19 protein-coding genes are annotated in these 20411 nt (G+C 74.6%); 12 read left to right on the top strand and 7 right to left on the bottom strand.

The genetic code is table 11. From position 1 onward, the window contains the following. Positions 1–4: 4 nt before the first annotated feature. Positions 5–463 (top strand): hypothetical protein, encoded by a 459-nt coding sequence (locus ACZDWJ_RS04450; RefSeq protein WP_463519711.1) that lies wholly within the window; start codon positions 5–7, stop codon positions 461–463. Here the strand turns inward: ACZDWJ_RS04450 and ACZDWJ_RS04445 are convergent. Together ACZDWJ_RS04445 and ACZDWJ_RS04440 are read right to left on the bottom strand one after the other, a co-directional pair. Continuing rightward, positions 433–1044 (bottom strand): response regulator, encoded by a 612-nt coding sequence (locus tag ACZDWJ_RS04445; protein WP_463519816.1) that lies wholly within the window; start codon positions 1042–1044, stop codon positions 433–435. The two genes, ACZDWJ_RS04450 and ACZDWJ_RS04445, sit on opposite strands and share 31 nt — an antisense overlap. Before the next feature lie 26 nt (positions 1045–1070). Continuing rightward, positions 1071–2255, bottom strand: a complete 1185-nt coding sequence (locus ACZDWJ_RS04440) for an ATP-binding protein (RefSeq protein WP_463519710.1) — start codon at positions 2253–2255, stop codon at positions 1071–1073. Positions 2256–2352: 97 nt separating this feature from the next. On the opposite strand from ACZDWJ_RS04440, the gene ACZDWJ_RS04435 reads away from it, so the two are divergent. Genes ACZDWJ_RS04435 through ACZDWJ_RS04420 form a run of 4 tightly spaced genes read left to right on the top strand, consistent with a single transcriptional unit; the run spans position 2353 to position 6110 of the window. Then, positions 2353–3711, top strand: a complete 1359-nt coding sequence (locus tag ACZDWJ_RS04435; protein ID WP_463519709.1) for a flavin monoamine oxidase family protein — start codon at positions 2353–2355, stop codon at positions 3709–3711. A gap of 47 nt (positions 3712–3758) precedes the next feature. Beyond that, positions 3759–4052, top strand: coding sequence for a putative quinol monooxygenase (locus ACZDWJ_RS04430; RefSeq protein ID WP_463519708.1), 294 nt, complete (start codon positions 3759–3761; stop codon positions 4050–4052). Between the two features lie 5 nt (positions 4053–4057). Beyond that, positions 4058–4780, top strand: coding sequence for an SGNH/GDSL hydrolase family protein (locus ACZDWJ_RS04425; protein WP_463519707.1), 723 nt, complete (start codon positions 4058–4060; stop codon positions 4778–4780). A 52-nt stretch (positions 4781–4832) separates the two neighbouring features. Next, complete coding sequence (locus ACZDWJ_RS04420; protein ID WP_463519706.1) at positions 4833–6110, top strand: competence/damage-inducible protein A; 1278 nt, start codon at positions 4833–4835, stop codon at positions 6108–6110. A gap of 64 nt (positions 6111–6174) precedes the next feature. On the opposite strand, the gene ACZDWJ_RS04415 is transcribed toward ACZDWJ_RS04420, so the two are convergent. The 3 genes from ACZDWJ_RS04415 to ACZDWJ_RS04405 form a co-directional block, all read right to left on the bottom strand. Further along, complete coding sequence (locus tag ACZDWJ_RS04415; protein ID WP_463519705.1) at positions 6175–7908, bottom strand: glycerol-3-phosphate dehydrogenase/oxidase; 1734 nt, start codon at positions 7906–7908, stop codon at positions 6175–6177. 150 nt (positions 7909–8058) lie between these two features. Next, complete coding sequence (gene glpK, locus ACZDWJ_RS04410) at positions 8059–9570, bottom strand: glycerol kinase GlpK (RefSeq protein WP_463519704.1); 1512 nt, start codon at positions 9568–9570, stop codon at positions 8059–8061. A 44-nt stretch (positions 9571–9614) separates the two neighbouring features. Then, entirely contained in the window at positions 9615–10520 is a 906-nt protein-coding gene (locus ACZDWJ_RS04405; RefSeq protein ID WP_463519703.1) for an MIP/aquaporin family protein, read from the bottom strand. 124 nt (positions 10521–10644) lie between these two features. On the opposite strand from ACZDWJ_RS04405, the gene ACZDWJ_RS04400 reads away from it, so the two are divergent. From ACZDWJ_RS04400 to ACZDWJ_RS04380, 5 genes are all read left to right on the top strand, one after another. Further along, positions 10645–11400 (top strand): IclR family transcriptional regulator, encoded by a 756-nt coding sequence (locus tag ACZDWJ_RS04400; protein ID WP_463519702.1) that lies wholly within the window; start codon positions 10645–10647, stop codon positions 11398–11400. Beyond that, on the top strand, positions 11397–12908 hold the full coding sequence (gene glpK / locus ACZDWJ_RS04395) for a glycerol kinase GlpK (RefSeq protein ID WP_463519701.1): 1512 nt from the start codon (positions 11397–11399) through the stop codon (positions 12906–12908). Before ACZDWJ_RS04400 ends, glpK (ACZDWJ_RS04395) begins: the two co-directional genes overlap by 4 nt. Positions 12909–13019: 111 nt before the next feature. Next, entirely contained in the window at positions 13020–13604 is a 585-nt protein-coding gene (locus tag ACZDWJ_RS04390; RefSeq protein ID WP_463519700.1) for a hypothetical protein, read from the top strand. A gap of 108 nt (positions 13605–13712) precedes the next feature. Continuing rightward, positions 13713–14795, top strand: coding sequence for an alanine racemase (locus ACZDWJ_RS04385; RefSeq protein WP_463519699.1), 1083 nt, complete (start codon positions 13713–13715; stop codon positions 14793–14795). A 76-nt stretch (positions 14796–14871) separates the two neighbouring features. Next, complete coding sequence (locus tag ACZDWJ_RS04380; RefSeq protein ID WP_463519698.1) at positions 14872–15585, top strand: peptidylprolyl isomerase; 714 nt, start codon at positions 14872–14874, stop codon at positions 15583–15585. Here ACZDWJ_RS04380 and ACZDWJ_RS04375 read toward each other — a convergent pair. Beyond that, a complete protein-coding gene (locus ACZDWJ_RS04375; protein ID WP_463519815.1) occupies positions 15572–16426 on the bottom strand; it encodes an SDR family NAD(P)-dependent oxidoreductase in 855 nt (284 codons plus the stop codon). The two genes, ACZDWJ_RS04380 and ACZDWJ_RS04375, sit on opposite strands and share 14 nt — an antisense overlap. A gap of 44 nt (positions 16427–16470) precedes the next feature. Continuing rightward, the gene (locus tag ACZDWJ_RS04370) at positions 16471–16923 is read right to left on the bottom strand and encodes an OsmC family protein (RefSeq protein WP_463519697.1); all 453 of its coding nucleotides are present in this window, start codon (positions 16921–16923) and stop codon (positions 16471–16473) included. 82 nt (positions 16924–17005) lie between these two features. Here ACZDWJ_RS04370 and pepN point away from each other — a divergent pair, with 82 nt between their 5' ends. Beyond that, on the top strand, positions 17006–19465 hold the full coding sequence (pepN, locus tag ACZDWJ_RS04365; RefSeq protein WP_463519696.1) for an aminopeptidase N: 2460 nt from the start codon (positions 17006–17008) through the stop codon (positions 19463–19465). After that, complete coding sequence (locus ACZDWJ_RS04360) at positions 19462–20322, top strand: formate dehydrogenase accessory sulfurtransferase FdhD (RefSeq protein ID WP_463519695.1); 861 nt, start codon at positions 19462–19464, stop codon at positions 20320–20322. The genes pepN and ACZDWJ_RS04360 overlap by 4 nt, the downstream gene beginning before the upstream one ends. Positions 20323–20411 lie beyond the last annotated feature (89 nt).

The following is a 20411-nucleotide window of genomic DNA, read 5'->3' as shown; positions in this document are numbered from 1 at the left end:
CCTCATGTCCGCTCCGACACTCCGTCCCGTCGCCCTCCGCTGGGCATCGTTCCTGGCCCTCGTCGTCGCGTCGGCGCTCGTCGTCCAGGCCTACTTCGTCGACTCCTACGCCGAGCCCGGCTACGTCTCCGACGGCCTCGACCTGATCGGCTACATCGTCTTCGCGATGGCCAGCGTCACCTGGCTCCTCCCGTCGTTCCTCCTCGCGGTCGCGGGCGGGCCCTCGACAGCGCCGAACGCGCACCGGGTGGCTCGAGCGGCCGCCGTCTACACCGCCGTCGTGGGCGTGATCGGCGGCGTCTGCGCGCTGACGCTGACGATCCCCCGCATCGGCACCCACAGCGTCGCTGCCGCCGGCATGGTGGTGCTCGCCGTGCTCATCGCCCTGGCGCCGCTGGGGCTCAGCCTCGCCCCCCGACGCAACGCGCCGCGTCAGTCGGTGAGCCCTCGCTCCATCGCGTAGCGCACCAGCTGAGCGCGGTTGTGCATCTGCAGCTTCCGCAGCGTGTTCTGCACGTGGTTCTGCACCGTGCGGTGCGAGAGCACCAGCCGCTCGGCGATCTGCTTGTAGCCCAGGCCCTTGGCCACCAGACGCAGGATCTCGGTCTCGCGTTCGGTGAGCCGAGGGCCTGAGTCGTCCTGGGCGCGATACTCCCCCAGCACCAGGCCGGCGAGTCCCGGCGTGAACACGCTCTCCCCGGCGCCGGTGGCGCGCACCGCCTCCAGCAGCTCCTCGGCGGAGGCCGACTTCACCAGGTAGCCGGTGGCGCCGGCCTTCACGGCGTCGAGGACGTGCTGCTGCTCGCCGGAGGACGACAGGATCAGGATGCGGGTCTCGGGACTGTGGGTGGCGACCGCCGCGGTGACGGCGACGCCGTCGAGGCCGGGCAGGTTGAGGTCGAGCACGACGACGTCGGGGCGGGTGGCCCGTGCCCGGGCGACGGCGCCCGGTCCGTCGGCGGCGGTGGCGACGACGTCGAGCCCGGCGGCCTCGAGGTCGCGGCTGACGGCGTCGCGCCACATCGGGTGGTCGTCGACGACCATCACCCGCAGCGGGGTCGGGGCGTCGGTCACGAGGTCTCCTGGGGCAGGGGCACGCTGAGCTCCCACTCGGTGCCGTCGGGTCCGGTGTGCAGGCGGGCCTCGCCGCCCAGATCGTGCAGGCGGGCCTGGATGGAGTGGGCGACGCCGCGGTGGCCGTCGTCGAGGGCGCGGCCGAGCCTGCCCGGGGCGATGCCCGGTCCGTCGTCGCGGATGCTCAGGGCGCAGGCGTCGGCGCACCACTCCAGGAACAGCCACGCCGAGGTGCCCGGCGGGCAGTGGCGCTCGACGTTCGCAAGCGCCTCGCGGGCGGCGGCGAGCAGCTCGGTGGCGATCGGCGTCGGCACCGGGCAGGCGTGGGCGGGGGCTGCGAGCTCGACGCGGGGACCGGCGGCGAGGTCGGCCAGCGCCGGCACGAGGTCGATGCTCGTCGCGGCCTCGGACGAGGCGGGCCCGGGGCCGCGGTCGGCCTCCTGCATGAGGTGGCGCAGGGCGCGCTCCTGGGTGCGCGCCTCCTGCGCGAGGGCGGCGAGGTCGGGGTGGACGTCGCGGTGGGCGTCGGCGATGCGCCCCGCCAGCGCGAGGGCCTGCAGCACCCCGTCGTGGATGTCGCGATAGACCCGGGCACGCTCGGCGAACGCGGAGCGCTGGGCCTCCGCGGCGACCTCGGCGGCCGCCGTGCGATCGATGAGGCGTGCGCCGTGCCCCACCATCACGGCCGCGACCAGCAGCAGCATCAGGGTGCGGATGACGCCGGCGTCGAGGTCGACGCGGGTGGCGAGGTCGGCGGCGGCGACGGCCAGCGCGGCGCCGGCCGCTGGCAGAGCTCCGCGGGAGGCGGCGATCGCGAGCACCGGGACGCACGACCAGAACGACACGAGAGTCGGGGCGTGGTCGGCCCGCATGACGTCGCTATGGGTCGCCAGGCTGAGGAGCATGAGGCCGAGCACGATGCCGAGGTCGGTGAGCTGGAGCGCCCAGGTGTCGCGCCACGGCGTGCGGTAGGCCAGGACGGCGAGGAACGACCAGACCACCACGACGCCGACGGCCGCGAGGGCCAGGGCCGGACGCTGGAAGTCATCGAGCCGACCGAGGTCGAGCTGCACGACGTAGGCGGCGAGCAGGAGGCGCAGGATCGCGAGGACGCCGAAGAGCTCGGAGCGCAGGGCCGGCGCCGCGGCCGGCGACGACACGACGCGGGGTCCGAGAGGCACACGTCATCCTGGCACGTCGATCGCCCGCGCCGCCCCTGCCGCGGCGCTAGGTTCAGCGCAGTCGGTCGGCCGGTCGTCGGAGCGGAGGGAGCAGGGCATGCGGATCTCGCGGCGGACCCTGCTCGCCGGCCCCGTGTCGCTGGGGGCCTCCGTGGGCGTGGCGTCGACCCTCGGCGGCTGCTCGGAGGTCGTCGAGCCGCAGCGCGTGGTCGTGGTCGGCGCAGGGATGAGCGGACTCGCCGCCGCCCGCGCCCTCCACGACGCCGGGCACGGTGTGACGGTGCTCGAGGCGCGCGACCGCATCGGCGGTCGCATCCACACCGCGCGCCTCGGCCGGACGCCGGTGGATCTGGGGGCGTCGTGGATCCACGGCGTCACCGGCAACCCGCTGGTGCCGCTGGCGCGGGCGGCCGGAGCGCGCACCGTGGCGACCGACGCCGACGACACCACGGTGCGGCTGGCCGGCGGGGCGGTCGCCTCCCCCGCGTACCTGGAGCGGCTCTACGCCTGGCAGTCGCGCGCCGAGGCCGTCGTCGCACGCTTCCAGGACGAGGGCGAGGAGGACGCGAGCGTGCGGTCGGTGGTCGAGCGTGGGCTCGGCTGGGCGCGCCTCAGCGCCGAGGACCGGGCGATGGTGGCCTACGCGATCAACGACGTCGAGCAGGAGTACGCGGGCAGCGCCGACGCGCTCTCGGCATATTGGTTCGACGACGACGCCGTGCTGCGCGGGGGCGACGTGCTGCTGCCCGGCGGCTACGTGGCGCTGCCGGAGCACCTCGCGCGGGGACTCGACGTGCGGCTGCGGGCGCCGGTGCGCTCGATCGCCCGGGACGGTGACGGGGTGACGATCATCTCCGACAGTGGGCGGCTGCGGGCCGACCACGTCGTCGTCACGGTGCCGCTCGGGGTGCTCAAGCGCGGTGATCTCGAGCTCGAGCTGCCCGCGCGGACGGAGCGGGCGGTCGAGCGCCTCGGCGTCGGGCTGCTGGACAAGTGCGTGCTGCGCTTCCCGCGCCGCTTCTGGGACCGCTCGGACTGGATCGAGCACGTCGGCCCCGCGGAGTCGGCCGGACGCTGGGCGCAGTGGGTCGACCTGTCCGGGCCGACCGGGGCGCCGATCCTCATGGGCTTCAACGCCGCCGACGACGCCCGTGCCCTCGAACGGCTCTCCGACGCCGACACCGTGCAGGCCGCGATGCAGCGGCTGCGCGGCATGTACGGCTCGGTGCCCGCGCCGACGGCGTCGGCGGTGACGCGCTGGGCCGCCGACCCGTGGGCCCGCGGCTCCTACTCCTGCTACGAGGTCGGCTCCTCCCCGGAGGACCGGGCGGCCCTGCGGGAGCCCGTCGACGGGCGGATCCACCTGGCCGGGGAGGCCACCCACGGGTCGTCGTACGCGACCGTGCACGGCGCCTACCTCTCGGGCCTGCGCGTCGCTCGCGCGATCGGCGTCTGATCCTCCGTGCGCGCCCCCGGCGTGGAGCGCCGCTCTACGATCACGACATGAGCCTGCGCGTCATCGCCACCATCCCCGCCAAGCCCGAGGCCGCCGCGTCGCTGCGCGAGGCCCTCCAGACCCTCGTGGCCGCGACCCGCCAGGAGTCGGGCTGCCTGGCCTACGACCTCTTCGAGTCCGGCGCCGCACCCGGCGTCTTCGTCACCGTCGAGGAGTGGGCCGACCAGGCCTCGCTCGACGCGCACATGACCACGCCGCACGTCGCCGCGGCGTTCGCGGCCGTCGGCGACGGCCTCGCCGGCGAGGTCGCGATCCACCCGCTGGTGCCGGTCGACGCCTGAGCGCCGTGGTGGACCTGACCTACGACAACCGCACCGGGCGCCCGCCCGGTCGTGGCGTCACCGCGCTCGGCCTCGTGCTGCCCGGGGTCCGGCGCGTCCGCGCGCAGGCCGGGCCGTGCGCCGACCACTGGGCCGCTCACAACCGCGCGGTGCTGGCGCGTCCCGGCCGACGCTGGGTCGTGCTCGGCGACTCGATGGCGCAGGGCGTCGGTGCCACGGCTCCCGAGCGCGGGTGGGCCGGCGTCGTCGAGACTCGGCTGCGGGCCGCGGGCCAGGAGCTGGACCTGATTAACCTCTCCGCGACCGGCGCCCGGGTTCCCGACGTGCTGGCGCAGCAGCTGCCGGTGCTCGACGCCCTGCTCGCCGAGGACGACGTCGCGGGCGTCGCTGTCGTGATCGGCTCCAACGACCTCTTCGGTGGACGCGTGCACAGCAGCGCGCTGCCCGGCGCCATGCGCGACCTGATGGACCGGCTGCCGGACGGTTCCGTGGTGGCGACGCTCCCCCAGCCGCGCGCCGCCGCACGCGCGGCGAACCGCGCGATCGAGGCGGCCGTCGGCCGGATCCGGGTGATCGACCTGCGCACCACCGGCCCCGACAGCTGGAAGGGCCGCATCGCCGCGGACATGTTCCACCCCAACGACGCCGGGTACGAGGCGCTGGCCGACGCCATCGCGCCGGTCGTGCACCGGGCGCTGCGCGACGGCCTGCTCGCCGAGGGCCGCTGACCCACCCCCTCCGGCTCCCGGCGTCCGCGCGAAGCGTGCCTACGATCGCGCCATGTCCGCACGCGCAGCGATCGTCGTCACCGGCACCGAGGTCCTGACCGGCCGCGTCACCGACCTCAACGGCCCCTTCCTCGCCGAGTCGCTGCGGCGACTCGGCATCGACGTGGGGCGCACCGTCGTGGTCGGCGACCGGCGCGAGGACCTCGTGGCCTCGCTGCGCTTCCTGCTCGCCGACCACGACCTCGTGCTGACCACCGGTGGCCTCGGGCCGACCGAGGACGATCTCACCGCCGAGGTCGTCGCCGAGGTGCAGGGGCGCACCGTGACCCTCGACGAGGAGCTCGAGGCCCGCATCGCCGCCATCGTCGCCGCCCTCAACGCCCGCCGCGGCTGGAACCCGCCGGCCGAGGTCACCGAGCGCGCCGTGCGCAAGCAGGCCCTGGTGCCCGAGGACGCCGTGGTGCTCGGTCCGGTCGGCACCGCGCCGGGCCTCGTGGTGACCCCGCCCGGTGGCGGCGTGCCCGTCGTCGTGCTGCCCGGCCCGCCGAGCGAGCTGCAGCCGATGTGGGAGGACGCGGTCGCGTCCGCCCCCGTGCGCGCGGTGCTCGAGCGCGCCGAGGAGCTGCGCCAGGAGCAGATCCGCATCTGGGGACCGCCGGAGGCCGAGCTCGCGGGCGTGCTGCGCGAGCACGAGCGGGCCCACGGCTCGCTGCCCGGCAGCGGCCTGGAGGTCACCACCTGCGTGCGCGACGGCGAGCTCGAGGTCGTCACCCGGTTCGGCCCGGCCGCCCAGGACGCCTACGAGGCGCTGCGCGCGAGCCTGCACGAGGCCTTCGGCGCGCAGCTCTACGCCGACGACGGCCGCTCGCTCGACGACGTCGTGGCCGACGCCCTGCTCGCAGCCGGCGCCACCGTGGCCACCGCGGAGTCCTGCACGGCCGGCATGCTGGCCGCCCGCCTGGCCGATCGTCCCGGCTCCTCGGCCTACCTGACCGGCGGCTTCGTCACCTACGCCAACGAGGCCAAGACCGCCGAGGTCGGCGTGCCCGCGGAGCTGATCGATCGCCTCGGCGCCGTGAGCCGCGAGGTGGCCGAGGCGATGGCCACCGGCGCCCGTGAGCGGCTCGGCACCACCTACGGGGTCGGCATCACCGGCGTCGCGGGGCCGGGCGGCGGCAGCGCGGAGAAGCCCGTCGGCCTGGTCCACGTCGCCCTCGCCGGGCCCGACGGCGTCGTGCACCGCGAGCTGCGGCTCGGTGGCAGTCGCGCGGTGATCCGCTGCCGCACCGTCGTCGCCTGCCTGCACCTGCTGCGCGAGGCGCTCGCCTAGTCCGGACGTGCGACGAGGGCCCGACCGCCGCGCGGTCGGGCCCTCGTGCTCGTCGGCCGACTGCTCAGTCGGCCGCGGTGGTGACCGGGACGACGTCGGGCGCGCCCATGCGGGCGGCGTCGGCGGTCTCGTCGTCGGGCATCTGCTGGCTCTCGCGCTCGGCCTCGACGCGCTTGACGTAGTGCTCGACCTCCTTGGCCTGCTGGGCGTCGTCCCAGCCCAGCGCGGCCGCCATCAGCTCGGCGACGTGCGGCGCGGCGATGGTGCCGCGGTCGAAGGTCTCGATGCTGATGCGGGTGCGGCGGGTCAGCACGTCGTCGAGGTGCCGCGCGCCCTCGTGGGTGACGGCGTAGACGACCTCGGCGCGCAGGTAGTCGTCGGCACCGGCCAGCGGCTCGAGGAGCGAGGCGTCCTGCTCGCCCAGCGCGAGCACCTCGGCAGCGAGGGTGCCGTACCGCTCGAGCAGGTGCTCGACGCGGCCGACGTGCAGGCCGGCGCGGGTGGCGAGCTGGCGACGCTGGTTCCACAGCGCCTGATAGCCCTCGGCGCCCAGCAGCGGCACCTCGTCGGTGACGCAGGGACCGACCCGACGGCCCAGCGTGCCCTCGAGGCCGTGCACGGCCTCGTCGACAGCGTCCTGGGCCATGACGCGGTAGGTCGTGTACTTGCCGCCCGCGACGACGACCAGGCCGGGCACGGTGTGGGCCACGGCGTGCTCGCGGGAGAGCTGCGAGGTGGCGTCGCTCTCGCCCGCCAGCAGCGGTCGGAGGCCGGCGTAGACGCCTTCGACGTCGGCGTGGGTGAGCGGCACCTCGAGCACCGAGTTGACGTGGTCGAGCAGGTAGTCGATGTCGCTGGCGCTGGCGGCCGGGTGGTCCTTCGACAGCGACCAGTCGGTGTCGGTGGTGCCGATGATCCAGTGACGCTTCCACGGGATCACGAACAGCACGGACTTCTCGGTGCGCAGGATCAGGCCGGAGTCGCCGCGGATGCGGTCGCGCGGCACCACGAGGTGGATGCCCTTGCTGGCGCGCACCTTGAACTGGCCGCGCTCGTGGGCCAGGCCCTGGGTCTCGTCGGTCCACACGCCGGTGGCGTTGACGACCTGGGCGGCGCGGATCTTGAACGTGCGGCCGGTCTCGAGGTCGACGACCTCGGCACCCGTGACCCGCTCGCCCTCGCGCAGCAGGTTCGTCACGCGCGTACGCGAGGCCACGTGCGCGCCGTACGCGGCTGCGGTGCGGGCGATGAACATCGTGTGGCGGGCGTCGTCGACCTGGGCGTCGTAGTACTGCAGGGCGCCGACGAGGGCGTCCTTGCGCAGCGACGGCATGATCCGGCGCGCGCCGCGCCGCGTGAGGTGACGGTGCAGGGGCATGTCGGCGCCGTAGCCGCTGGCCTTCGACAGCGCGTCGTAGAGCGCGACGCCGGAGCCGGCGTAGAAGCGCTCCCAGCCACGGTGCTGGAGCGGGTAGATGAACGGGACCGGCCGCACCAGGTGCGGGGCGAGCCGCTGCATGAGCAGTCCGCGCTCCTTGAGCGCCTCGGCCACCAGGCGGAAGTCGAGCATCTCCAGGTAGCGCAGGCCGCCGTGCACGAGCTTGGAGGACCGGCTCGAGGTGCCCGACGCGAAGTCGCGTGCCTCGACCAGGCCGACGCTCAGGCCGCGGGTGGCGGCGTCGAGGGCGGCGCCTGCGCCGACCACGCCTCCGCCGATGACGAGGACGTCGAGGCGGTCCTGCTCGAGCCGCTCCAGCGCCGTGCTGCGGGCCTCGGGTGAGAGGGCCACGGGGATCATGGGTTCTCCTTCGTCCTCCGAGTCGCCTCGGAGAGGTCGTGTCGGCCGGGCCGAGCGGATCGCGCTCGACCCGGCACGGGGTCACACGGGGTCACGGGGGTTCACAGGTCACGCGGCGTGGCGGGCGTGGCGGGCACTGCGGGCGGTGCGTCAGTCGACGTCGACCCAGTCGAGGGTGCGCTCGACGGCCTTCTTCCACTGGCCGAAGGCCTGGTCGCGCTGCTCGCCGCTCCACTCGGGCATCCAGCGCTTGGCCTCGTTCCAGTTGGCCCGCAGCTCGTCGGTGCTCGACCAGAAGCCTACGGCGAGGCCGGCGGCGTAGGCAGCACCCAGAGCGGTGGTCTCGGCGACCACCGGACGGCTCACCGGGACGCCGAGGACGTCGGCCTGGATCTGCATGCACAGCTCGTTGGCGGTGACGCCGCCGTCGACCTTGAGCACCTCGAGCTTGACGCCGGAGTCCTGCTCCATGGCCTCGGCGACGTCGCGCGACTGGTAGCAGATCGCCTCGAGGGTGGCGCGGGCCAGGTGGGCGTTGGTGTTGTAGCGCGAGAGTCCGACGATGGCGCCGCGGGCGTCGGAGCGCCAGTAGGGCGCGAACAGGCCGGAGAACGCCGGGACGAAGTACACACCGCCGTTGTCCTCGACCTGGCGGGCCAGGGCCTCGGACTGCGAGGCGCCGGAGATGATGCCGAGCTGGTCGCGCAGCCACTGCACCGCCGAGCCGGTGACGGCGATCGAGCCCTCGAGCGCGTAGACGCACGGGGCGTCGCCGAGCTTGTAGGCCGGCGTGGTGAGCAGGCCGGCCTTGGACCGGACGATCTCGGTGCCGGTGTTGAGCAGCATGAAGTTGCCGGTGCCGTAGGTGTTCTTGGCCTCGCCGGGCTCGAAGCACACCTGGCCGACGGTGGCGGCCTGCTGGTCGCCGAGGATGCCGGTGATCGGCACCTCTCCCCCGGCGGGGCCGTGGACCGTGGTGGTGCCGTAGTGCTCGGAGGAGGACCTGATCTCCGGGAGCATCTGCCGCGGGATGTCGAAGAAGCCGAGCAGCTCGTCGTCCCACTGCAGGGTCTCGAGGTCCATCAGCATGGTGCGGCTGGCGTTGGTGACGTCGGTGACGTGGACGCCGCCCTCGGTGCCGCCGGTGAGGTTCCAGGTGACCCAGGTGTCGGTGGTGCCGAAGAGGGCATCACCTCGCTCGGCGGCCTCGCGGACGCCGTCGACGTTCTCGAGGATCCACTGGATCTTGCCGCCGGCGAAGTAGGTGGCCGGCGGCAGGCCGGCCTTGGCGCGGATGACGTCGCCGCGGCCGTCGCGGTCGAGCGCGGAGGCGATGCGGTCGGTGCGGGTGTCCTGCCACACGATCGCGTTGTAGTACGGCCGGCCCGTGCGGCGGTCCCAGACGACGGTGGTCTCGCGCTGGTTGGTGATGCCGATCGCGGCGAGGTCGGAGTGCTGCAGACGCGCCTTGTTGAGCGTGGTCTGGATGACCGCGCTCGTGCGCTCCCAGATCTCCACGGGGTTGTGCTCGACCCAGCCGGCGCGCGGCAGGATCTGCTCGTGCTCGAGCTGGTGGCGGGCGATCTCGTTGCCGCCGTGGTCGAAGATCATGAAGCGGGTGCTCGTGGTGCCCTGGTCGATGGCGCCGACGTAGGTGGCCATGGGTGGTCCTTCTCTCTGTGAGGTCTGTGTCGGTCGGTCGGCCCTCAGCGGGCGGCGGCGTCCTGCTGGACGCCCCGCTCCCCGCTCGGGCTCTCGGGGACGGACTCCTCGGGCGGCAGGTGCCGCTCGACGAGCTGGATGAACAGCGCGCCGCCGATGAGGGCGCCGATCACGGGCGCCACCAGGGGCACCCAGAAGTACACGGACCCGCTCGACGCGGACTCCCAGACGGTGTTGCCGTAGCCGCTCACCCAGGCCGCCAGCCGCGGGCCGAGGTCGCGGGCGGGGTTGATCGCGTAGCCGGCGTTCGCGCCCCAGGCCATGCCGATGCCGACCACGACCATGCCGACGAACCACGGCGTGAGGTTGGCCAGCGGCGGGTTGTTGACGGCCGTGGTGAGGGCGAAGACGAGGAACACCAGGATGGCCGTGCCGACGACCTGATCGGCGAAGGCGGTGGTCAGGCCGACCGGCGAGCCGTTGACGTCGACGCCGGGCGAGGTGAAGAAGATGCCCATCGACTTCTTGCCGAGGTCGGGGTCGAAGGCGGAGATGAAGTCGCCGTAGGTGAAGCGCACGATCAGCGCGGCGACGAAGGCGCCGGCCAGCTGGGCCAGGGCGTAGGGCCCGACCTTCGACCAGGCGAAGCCGCGGAAGGTCGCCAGGGCGATGGTCACGGCGGGGTTCAGGTGGGCGCCGGTGATGCGTCCGGCGGTGTAGATGCCGAGCACGACGCCCAGGCCCCAGGCCCAGGAGATCGAGTCGACGTCGCCGCGGCCGGCCGCCACGACGGAGGCCACGACGCCGCATCCGAACAGGATGAGGATCGCGGTGCCGGCGAACTCGGCGCTCAGCTCGGCCAGGAGCGTGGGCTCCCGGTCGACCTGGGCCGCGGACGCGGCGGGTCGGCCCTCAGGGGCCTTCGGTGCAGCAGGATCAGCAGGGCTCATGGTCAGCCTCACGGTAGGCACCGCGGCACCCCGGTGTGCAGCGGTCGCGGGAACCGTAGGCACGTGTGTGACGGGGGTCAACGCGAGGCGTTCGACATGGTCGAACGCGCATTAGGCTGCTCTCATGCCCGGTCGCATCCAGTCGGTGGAGCGCAGCGCCGCCGTGCTCTCGCTCCTCGGCGCCGCGCCCGACCTCGCGCTGGCCGAGATCGCCGGGGCGCTCGGCCTGCCGCGCCCCACCGTCCACGGCCTGCTCGCCACGCTCGTGCACGTCGGGTACGCGGCCCAGGACCCCGACACGCGCCGGTACGCGCTCGGCCCGGCCCTGCGCGACCTCCAGCAGCCCGGCGTCGACCGCCACGACCTGCGCTCGCTCGCGACGAGCTGGTGCGACTCGCTGGCCGCCCGGCTGCGCCTGGAGGTCGTCGTCGCGGTGCCCGTGGACGGCGCCGCGGAGCTGGTGCACCACGTCTTCCGCCCCGACGACTCGCCGCAGCGGCTGCGCGTCGGCGAGGTCTGGCCGCTGCACGCCACCGGTGTCGGCAAGGCGCTCCTGGCGGCCTCGGCCCGCGGCCATCGGGCCGCGCCCGCGGGGCTGGAGCGCTACACGCGGCGCACGGCCGCCACCGCGGCGCGCCTGGCCGCCGACGTCGAGGAGGTGCGCGCCCGCGGCTGGGCGGCGGCGCTCGGCGAGCACCACCCGGAGGTGGGCGACGTGGCCGTGGCGGTGCGCGGCGCCGGCGGCCTCGCGGTGGGCGTCGTCGCCGTCACGGGCCCCACCACGCGCCTGGCGCGCACCGACGGCAGCGTGCTGCCGGAGGTCGCCGCCGCCGTGCTCGAGACCGCCGCCGCCGTCGGCCGCGCCCTGGACGCCGCGTGAGCCCGCGCACCCGCCGCGTCGTGGCGGCCATCGACCAGGGGACGACGTCGACGCGCTGCCTGCTCTTCGACCACGACGGCCAGATGGTCTCCCTCACCCAGCGCGAGCACCGCCAGCGCTTCCCCCGGCCGGGCTGGGCCGAGCACGACGCCGAGGAGATCTGGCGCATCGTGGAGCGCATCGTGCCCGCGGCCGTGCGCCAGGCAGGGCTCACGCCAGATCAGGTCGCCACGATCGGCATCGCCAACCAGCGCGAGACGGTCGTCGTCTGGGACCGCGCCACCGGCCGACCGGTGGCGCCCGCCATCACCTGGCAGGACACCCGCACCGAGGACGACGTCGCGACGCTGGTGGACGCCGGGCACGGCGAGGAGTTCCGCCGCCGCAGCGGCCTGGTGCCCGCCGCCTACTTCGCCGGCCCGCGCCTGCGCTGGCTGCTCGACCACGTGCCGGGCCTGCGGACGCGCGCCGAGCGGGGCGAGGTGCTCGCCGGGACGATGGAGTCCTGGTTGATCTGGCGCCTCACCGGCGGACCGGACGGCGGGCGTCACGTCACCGACGTCACCAACGCCAGCCGCACGATGCTCATGGACCTGCGCCGGCACGACTGGGACCCCGTGCTGCTGGGCCTCCTCGACGTCCCCCGCGCCGTGCTGCCGGAGATCGTGCCGAACACCGGGCCCTTCGGGACCTGCCGGACGGTGCTGCCCGGCGTGCACATCGGCGGCGCCATCGGCGACCAGCAGGCCGCGCTCGTCGGCCAGACGTGCTTCGCGCCCGGCGAGGCCAAGTGCACCTACGGCACCGGCGCGTTCCTGCTGGCCAACACCGGCGAGCAGGTCGTCGACTCCCAGCACGGCCTGATCCCGACGGTCGGCTACCACCTCGCCGGGCACGCGCCGGTGTACGCCGTCGAGGGCTCGATCGCGATGACCGGCTCGCTGGTGCAGTGGCTGCGCGACGCCCTGGAGATGATCCCGACCGCCCCGCAGATCGAGACCCTCGCCCGCACGGTGGAGGACAACGGCGGCTGCTACATCGTCCCGGCCTTCTCCGGCCTCTATGCGCCGCACTGGCGCACCGACGCCCGCGGGGTGATCGTCGGGCTCACCAGCTACGTGCGACGCGGACACGTCGCCCGGGCCGTGCTGGAGGCCACCGGCTGGCAGACGCGCGACGTCGTCGAGGCGATGCGGGCCGACTCCGGCATCGCGCTCACGCGCCTCAAGGTCGACGGCGGCATGACGAGCAACCACCTGCTGATGCAGTTCGTCGCGGACGTGCTCGACGTGGCCGTCGAGCGGCCGCTGGTCTCCGAGACCGTCTCGCTGGGCGCGGCCTACATCGCGGGTCTCGGCGTCGGCTACTGGGCCGATCTCGAGGGGCTGCGCCGCAACTGGCACCGGGCCGGGGCGTGGGAGCCCGCGATCGACCCCGCCGTGCGCGATCACGACGCCGCCCTCTGGGCCGACGCCGTCAGCCGGGCCCTGGACTGGCACGGACGGTGAGGCCGGTGCCGGTGCCGGTGCCGGTGCCGGTGCCCACCGGTCCAGACCAGCGCGGTCGCCGGCAAGGGCGCTTCAAGAGTTGTGAAAGGGGCGCCGAGCAGGGTCTGGCCCATGACCGACACGCAGACCACCTCCTCCCTCGCCACGTCCGCGCCGGCCCCCGCGCCGTCCGGTCCCCGCTCCCGCCGACTCTCCGCTCCCGCCGCCGTGGGCCTCTTCGCCGCCGGCCTCCTGCTCTCCGGCGCCACCGGCGCGTTCGCCGCCACCGTCATCACCGGCGCGAACGTCAAGGACGAGAGCCTCACCGGCAAGGACGTCAAGAACGGCAGCCTCGGCATCGGCGAGCTCAGCGCCGGCGCCAGGTCCGGGCTCAAGGGCGCGACCGGCGCCACCGGTCCGGCTGGGCCCGTGGGTCCGGCGGGACCTCAGGGCGCTGCCGGCGCGCAGGGCGCGAGCGGGATCTCCGCCTACGAGCTGGTCACCAAGAGCCAGGTCGTGCCCGCCAACACGGTCAGCAGCCTCAACCTCTCCTGCCCGGCCGGCAAGAAGGTGCTCGGTGCCGCGGGCCACTGGAACCTCTCCGACCAGGCGGTCCAGGTGTTCATGACCAGCACCGGCGCCACCGTCTACACGCCGGGCATCCCGGCCCAGGACACCCTGAACGTGCGCCTGACCTGCGCGGTCGTGTCCTCCTGACCTGCCCTCCCCATGGCGGGTGGCGACTGCGGTCGTCACCCGCCTCGGCATGTTCACCCGAGGGTGGGTCCCGACGCGGCCGGTCAGCACCGGCCCTACCGTGGGCAGGTGCCCGTCCCCACCCCGCACCTGCGCGTCGACCTCGAGCGGCTGCGGCGCAACGTCCGCAAGGCGGCCGAGGACGCGGTCGCGGCGCGGGTGGCGCTGCGGCCCCATGCGAAGACCCACAAGTCGCTGGAGATCGCCCGCCTGCAGCTGGCCTCCGGCGCCGTCGGCCTGACGGTCGCGACCGTCGCCGAGGCGGAGGTCTTCATGCGCAACGGCTGCACCGACGTCCTCATCGCCTATCCGCTGTGGCTCGACGCGGAGCGAGCGGGCCGGCTGCGCGATCTCGCCGACCTCGGCACGATCGCCTTCGGCGTCGACTCGGTGGAGGCCGCGGCCAACGCCGGACGTCTGCTCGGCGGCACCGGCATCGAGGTGATGGTCGAGGTCGACTCCGGACACCACCGCACCGGCGTCGCCCCCGAGGCCGCGGGCGACGTCGCCCTCGCGGCGACGCGAGCGGGCCTCCCGGTGCGGGGGGTCTTCACCTTCCCCGGCCACGGCTACGCGCCGGGCCGCGCCGGAGCCGCGGCGATGGCCGAGCGCGTCGCCCTGCGGGCCGCGGCGGGCAGCGTCCGGGCCACGGGGCTGGAGGTGCGGCTGCTCTCCGGCGGCTCGACGCCCACGCTCTCGGCGAGTCTCGACGATCCCGACAGCATCGCCGGCGAGCCCGGGGCGCCCGCGCGCGAGCTGCGTCCGGGCGTGTACGTCTTCGGCGACGCCCAGCAGTGGGAGCTCGGCGTCGTCGAGCCGTCCGACATCTCCCTGACCTGCCGCGCCACCGTCGTCAGCCGCCGCGGCGATCAGGTGGTGCTCGACGCGGGCAGCAAGGTGCTCGGCGCCGACCGCGCCGCGTGGTCCACCGGGTTCGGGCGCCTGCTCGACCACCCGGAGGCCCGCGTCTCGATGCTCAGCGAGCACCACGCGGTCGTCGACTGGTGCGGCACGCCGCCCGCGCTCGGGACGGCGGTGGACGTCGTCCCGAACCACGCGTGCTCGGCGGTCAACCTCGCCGACCAGCTCTGGGTGCAGGAGGCCGGCGGGCTGCGAGGCTGGGCCGTGAGCGCCCGCGGCGCCAACGGCTAGAGGCGCCCCTGAGAAGCCACTGAGAACGCGCCTCCCGCCCGGGGAGCCCTCGGACGCCTCGCCTAGCATCGGCGTCATGATCCGCCTGGCCTCGCTGACCCGCCCGCTCGCCGTCGCCTCGACGCTCGTCGTCCTCGGCGGCCTCGCCGCCTGCGGTGGCGACGACGACTCCACGGCCGGCGACGCCGCCTCGCCGTCGGCGTCGGGCTCCAGCGGATCGGGCCAGACCTGCGCCTACCCGAGCGCGGGCGCGGCGGCCAAGGAGGTCAAGGCCCCGCCGGCCACGCCCGACGTCTCGGGCACGGTCAAGGCCACGATGACCACGAGCATCGGCGACTTCGACCTCACGCTCGACGCCGGTCGCGCGCCGTGCACGGTCAACAGCTTCGTGTCGCTGGCCACGCAGGGCTACTTCGACAAGACGCCGTGCCACCGCCTCACCACCCGCGACATCCTCGTCCTGCAGTGCGGTGACCCGACGGGCACCGGCACGGGCGGCCCGGGCTACACCATCCCCGACGAGCTCAAGGGCGACGAGTCGTACACCACCGGCGTCCTGGCGATGGCCAAGACCCAGTTCCCCGACTCCGGCGGCTCGCAGTTCTTCATCGTCTACGGCGACAGCACCGCCCTCGACAGCTCGCCGAACTACACCGTCTTCGGCAGCGTCAGCGACGCCACGGTCAAGGAGATCACGAAGCTCGCCAAGGCCGGCACCAAGGGCGGCTCGAGCCCCTACGACGGCGCGCCCGCGACGCCCGTCGACATCTCCAAGGTCACGATCGGCTGAGACCCGCCCCGGTCAGCTCCTCGCTGACATCCCAGCAGCGGCGCGCGAGCACGGTGTCGCCCGCCAGTGCCGAGCGGCCCACCAGCACCGGCCAGCCGAGCATCTCCCCCGGACCGTCCGGACCCAGGTAGGAGTTGCCCGGCAGGTCGTGGGTGGTGGCGACCGCCAGCGGCAGGGCGCCACGCCACACCGGCATGCCGGCGAGCGGATGGCCGATGCGGCCGAGGTGGCGCAGCGTGCCCTCGCCGCCGCCCTGGGTGATGTCGGTGCGCGTGGTGCCCGGATGGGCTCCGAGCACCCGCAGCGTCGAGCCCCCCGCGGTGAGGCGACGCTGCAGCTCGGCGAGGAACAGCAGGTTCGCCAGCTTCGAGCAGGCGTAGGCCGCCATCGGGCGGTAGCGGCGCCGACTCCAGGCGAGATCGTCGAAGTCCGGCTCGGCCCGGCGGTGCGCCTGGGAGGACACCACGACCACGCGGTCGCGCAGCCGCGGGAGCAGCAGGCAGGTCAGCAGATGGTGGCCGAGGTGGTTGGTGGTCATCTGCAGGTCGGCGCCGAGCTCGGTGAGGCGGAACGGCGTGGCCATGACGCCCGCGTTCGCGACGAGGGCGTCGACCTCGCCGGGAAGCTCGGCGACGAAGGCGCGCACCGAGGCGGGGTCGGCGACGTCGAGCCGCCGGACGTCCAGCCGGGGCCCCGTGCCGGGACGGCGCGCGGCGATCGCAGCCGCGGCCGCGCTGCCCTTGGCGACGTCGCGCACCGCGAGCACGACCTCCGCGCCGCGGTGCGCCAGCAGCTCGGAGAGCACCAGCCCGAGACCGGCGGACGCGCCGGTGACGACGATGCGACGTCCGTCCTGCCGCGGGATCGGCGGCAGGCGGTGCGCGCTCAGCCCTGCTCCCCGGCGGCGTCGGGGGCGTGCGCGTCGAGATAGCGCACGGGCTCGCCGATCGCGACGGTGCGGCCGACGGTGCACAGCCGCTCCTCGATCTGACGCAGGGTGCGGGCGACGACGGAGCGGGCGGCGTCGCCGGCCTCGCCCTCGGGGAACACGACGTCGAAGGTGACCCGCAGCCCGGTGAGGTGGTTGCCCTGCTCGTCGCTGACCTTGTGGCCCTCCGCACGGGCGGCGAAGGACTCCGGCTGCGACCGCCGTCCGGTGATGAGGCTGAGGTCGACCGCGCCACACCCGGCGAGCGCGGCCAGCAGCAGCTCGACGGGGGTGAAGTCGGGGTCCTCGCCCGAGCCGATCGGCAGGACTCCCCCGCGCCCGTTGGTGGCCTTGTACCGCTCCGGGCCGATCTGGACGAGGTCGACGGCGCGCAGCGTGGGATCGCTCATGGGCCGAGCCTAGGGTCGCGCGAGCCGCACCGGGAGGGTGGGCCGCGAGCCGCTCGACGGGCGCGGCATAGGGTCGGTGATCGTGACGACCCACGCTGCGAGCCGACCGCTCCTGCGCACCGAGGCCGAGGCCCGATCGGCCCTGCTGCAGGTGCGCTCCTACGACCTCGACCTCGACCTCGACGGCGGCGAGGAGCACTTCTCCTCCCGCACCGTCATCCGGCTGACCTCGGGCGCCGGCTCGACGTTCCTCGACCTCAAGCCGGTCGAGGCGCGCTCGGCGACGCTCGACGGCGTCGCGCTCGACCTCGGCACGCTCGCCGAGGGTCGGCTGCCGCTGACGCTGGAGGCCGGCGAGCACGAGATCGTCGTCGAGGCGGTCATGGGCTACCGCACCGACGGCGAGGGCCTGCACCGGTTCGTCGACCCCGCCGACGGCCTGGCCTACGTCTACGGCATGAGCTTCATGGACGCCGCGCCGAGCGTCTTCGCCTGCTTCGACCAGCCCGACCTCAAGGCCCCCTACACCGTGCGTGCGAAGGTGCCGGAGGCCTGGATCGTGCGCGGCAACGGCCACGCCGAGCAGGTCGAGCCGGGGGTGTGGCAGCTGGCCACGACGCCGCCGCTGGCCACCTACTTCGTGACGCTCGTCGCCGGGCCCTACCGGGTCGTGGAGTCCGAGCACGACGGCATCCGCCTGGGCCTCTCCGCGCGCGCCAGCCTCGGCGAGCGCCTCGAGGAGCAGGCCGGGGAGCTCTTCACGATCACCCGCCAGAGCCTCGACGAGCTGCACCGGCTCTTCGGCGTGCGCTACGCCTTCGGCGACTACCACCAGGCGTTCGTGCCGGAGTTCAACGCCGGCGCGATGGAGAACCCCGGCTGCATCACGATCCGCGACCAGCTGATCTTCCCCGGCCCGGTGCCCCGCGCCGATCACGTGTGGCGCGCCGCGCTGATCGCCCACGAGATGGCCCACCAGTGGTTCGGCGACCTCGTCACCCCGCGCTGGTGGGACGACCTGTGGCTCAACGAGTCCTTCGCGGAGTACCTCGGCAACCGCGTCGCCGCCGAGGCCACCGAGTACGACGACGCCTGGACCGAGGTCGCCTTCAGCCGCCGCCAGTGGGGGCTCACCGCCGATCTGCGCCGCAGCACCCACCCCGTCGCGGGCAACGGCGCGCAGGACAACCAGTCGGCCCTGCAGGACTTCGACGGCATCTCCTACGCCAAGGGCTCCTCGATCCTCGCCCAGATCGCCGCGACCCTCGGCGACGACGCCTTCTTCGGCGGCGTGCGCACCCTCTTCGAGGAGCGCCGCTTCGGCACCATCGAGCTCGCCGACGTCGTGCGGGCCTGGGAGCAGGCGTCGGGCACCGACCTCGGCGAGCAGGTCGGCCAGTGGCTGCGCACCAGCGGCCCCGACGTGCTCGAGCTCGACCGCGCGACCTCCACGATCAGCCGCACCGTGCCGGCCCACGAGCCGGCCGATCGTCGTCACCGCATCACCGTGGCCCGCCACGACGGCACCGCCTGGCGTCATGACGAGGTCGAGGTCGGCGCCGAGCCCGCGACGCTGACGCCGCCCCTCGGCGCCGACGAGACCGTGGTCGTCGACCCGCACCTGCGCACCTGGGCCGCCACGCTGCTCGACGACGTCTCCGCGGCCGGTCTCGTCGACCTGCTGCCGCGCCTCGACGACCCGCTCATGCGCGCCACGGTGTGGAGCAACGTCCGCACCTCCGTGCGCCTGGCCAGCCTCTCCCCCGCGCGCGCCGTCGACCTGGCGGTCGCCGCGTTCCCGGTGGAGGACACCGGCCTGACGGGCCGACGCACGATCCCGTGGATCCTCGGGTGGCTGCTCCCCCTGGCGCCCGAAGGATCCCTGGCACGGGTGCACGACGCCGTCCGCGGCGTGCTCGACGGCGCCGAGGCCGGCTCGGAGACCCAGGCCACCGCGTTCAAGGTCGCGATCTCGACCTCCAGCGACCCCGCGCTGCTGCGCGGCTGGCTCGAGACGCCGCCCGACGGCGTCACGCTCGACCTCGACCTGCGCTGGCGGGTGTGGGTGCGCCTGGCGATCCTCGGCGACGCCGAGCAGCCCGAGCTCGACGCCGCCCTGGCCGCCGAGCACACCGACGCCGCCGTCCTCGAGCACGCGAAGGCGCTGGCCTCCCGTCCGACCGCCGAGGCGAAGGCGTGGGCGTGGCAGCGCTTCACCGGCGAGGTCGAGGTGCCCAACTACGAGCTCGAGGCCGTGGGCGTCGGCCTGTGGCGCGGCGGTCAGGAGTCCGTCACCGGGCCCTACGTCGAGCGCTACTTCGCCGACCTGCCCGCCACCGCCGGCACGCGGTCGGGATGGGTGCTGGCCACGAGCGCGGAGATCTTCTTCCCGAGCGTGTCCCTCGATCCCGCGACGCTGGCCGCCGCCCGCGTGGCGGCCGAGGACGAGTCGCTGCCGCCGGCGGTGCGTCGTCGCCTCTCCGACGCCGCCGACGAGCTCGAGGCGCGGCTGGCCGTCGTCACCGCGTTCCCGCGCGCATGAGCGAGGTCGGAGCGCCGCGGCCGCCGGGCGTGGGGCTCTCCCGCGCCCGGCGGCCCGGCCCGACGGTCCGCACGCGGGTCGTCGAGCTGCTCGCCGAGCGCGAGTCGCGTCACGAGGACCGCCTGGCCACCGAGGAGCCGCTGGAGATCCGCCTGGCCTGGCCCGGCGTCGACGCGCACCGCGTGTGGGTCACCATGCGCACCCCGGGGCACGACTTCGAGCTCGCCGCCGGCTGGCTGGTGCACGAGGGCGTCACCGCGCCGATCGGCGGCGTCGCCTACTGCACCGACCGCACCCTGGCGCCCGAGCAGGAGCTCAACGTCGTCACCGTGACCCTCGACGCCGTGCCCGACCACGTGCCCGGCCCCCGGCACGAGGCCGCCTCGAGCGGCTCGTCGGCCTGCGGGGTGTGCGGCGCCGACAGCATCGCCGACGCGCTCTCCGTGCGCGGCGGCGCGGCGAGCACGCCCGTCGACCTCGACCCCGAAGTCGTGCGCTCGCTGCCCGACGCGCTGCGCCCCCACCAGGCCGTCTTCGCACGCACCGGCGGGGTCCACGCCGCGGGCCTGGCCACCGCCGACGGGACGATGCTGGTCGTCCGCGAGGACGTCGGACGGCACAACGCCGTCGACAAGGTCACCGGCGCGCGGGTGCTCGGGGGCCAGGCGCCCGGCGGCGACGTGCTCGTGGTGAGCGGACGGGCCGGGTTCGAGCTGGTCCAGAAGGCCGTCACCGCCGGCATCGGGGCGCTCGTCGCGGTCGGGGCGCCCACCAGCCTCAGCGCGCGGCTGGCCGTGGAGTCCGGGCTCGCGCTCTACGGCTTCGCCCGGGCCGAGCGGGTCGTCCGGTACTGCTGAGCGCTCCGCGCCCGCACCCGACGCGGCTCACAGGCCGGGCACGGCGTGGGCTCACCGGGATTGTCGGCGGCGCCTCCTAGGTTCGTCCT

The sequence above is a fragment of the Nocardioides sp. B129/18 genome, from assembly GCF_055282735.1.
This window is presented reverse-complemented; position numbering and strand designations above follow the sequence as displayed.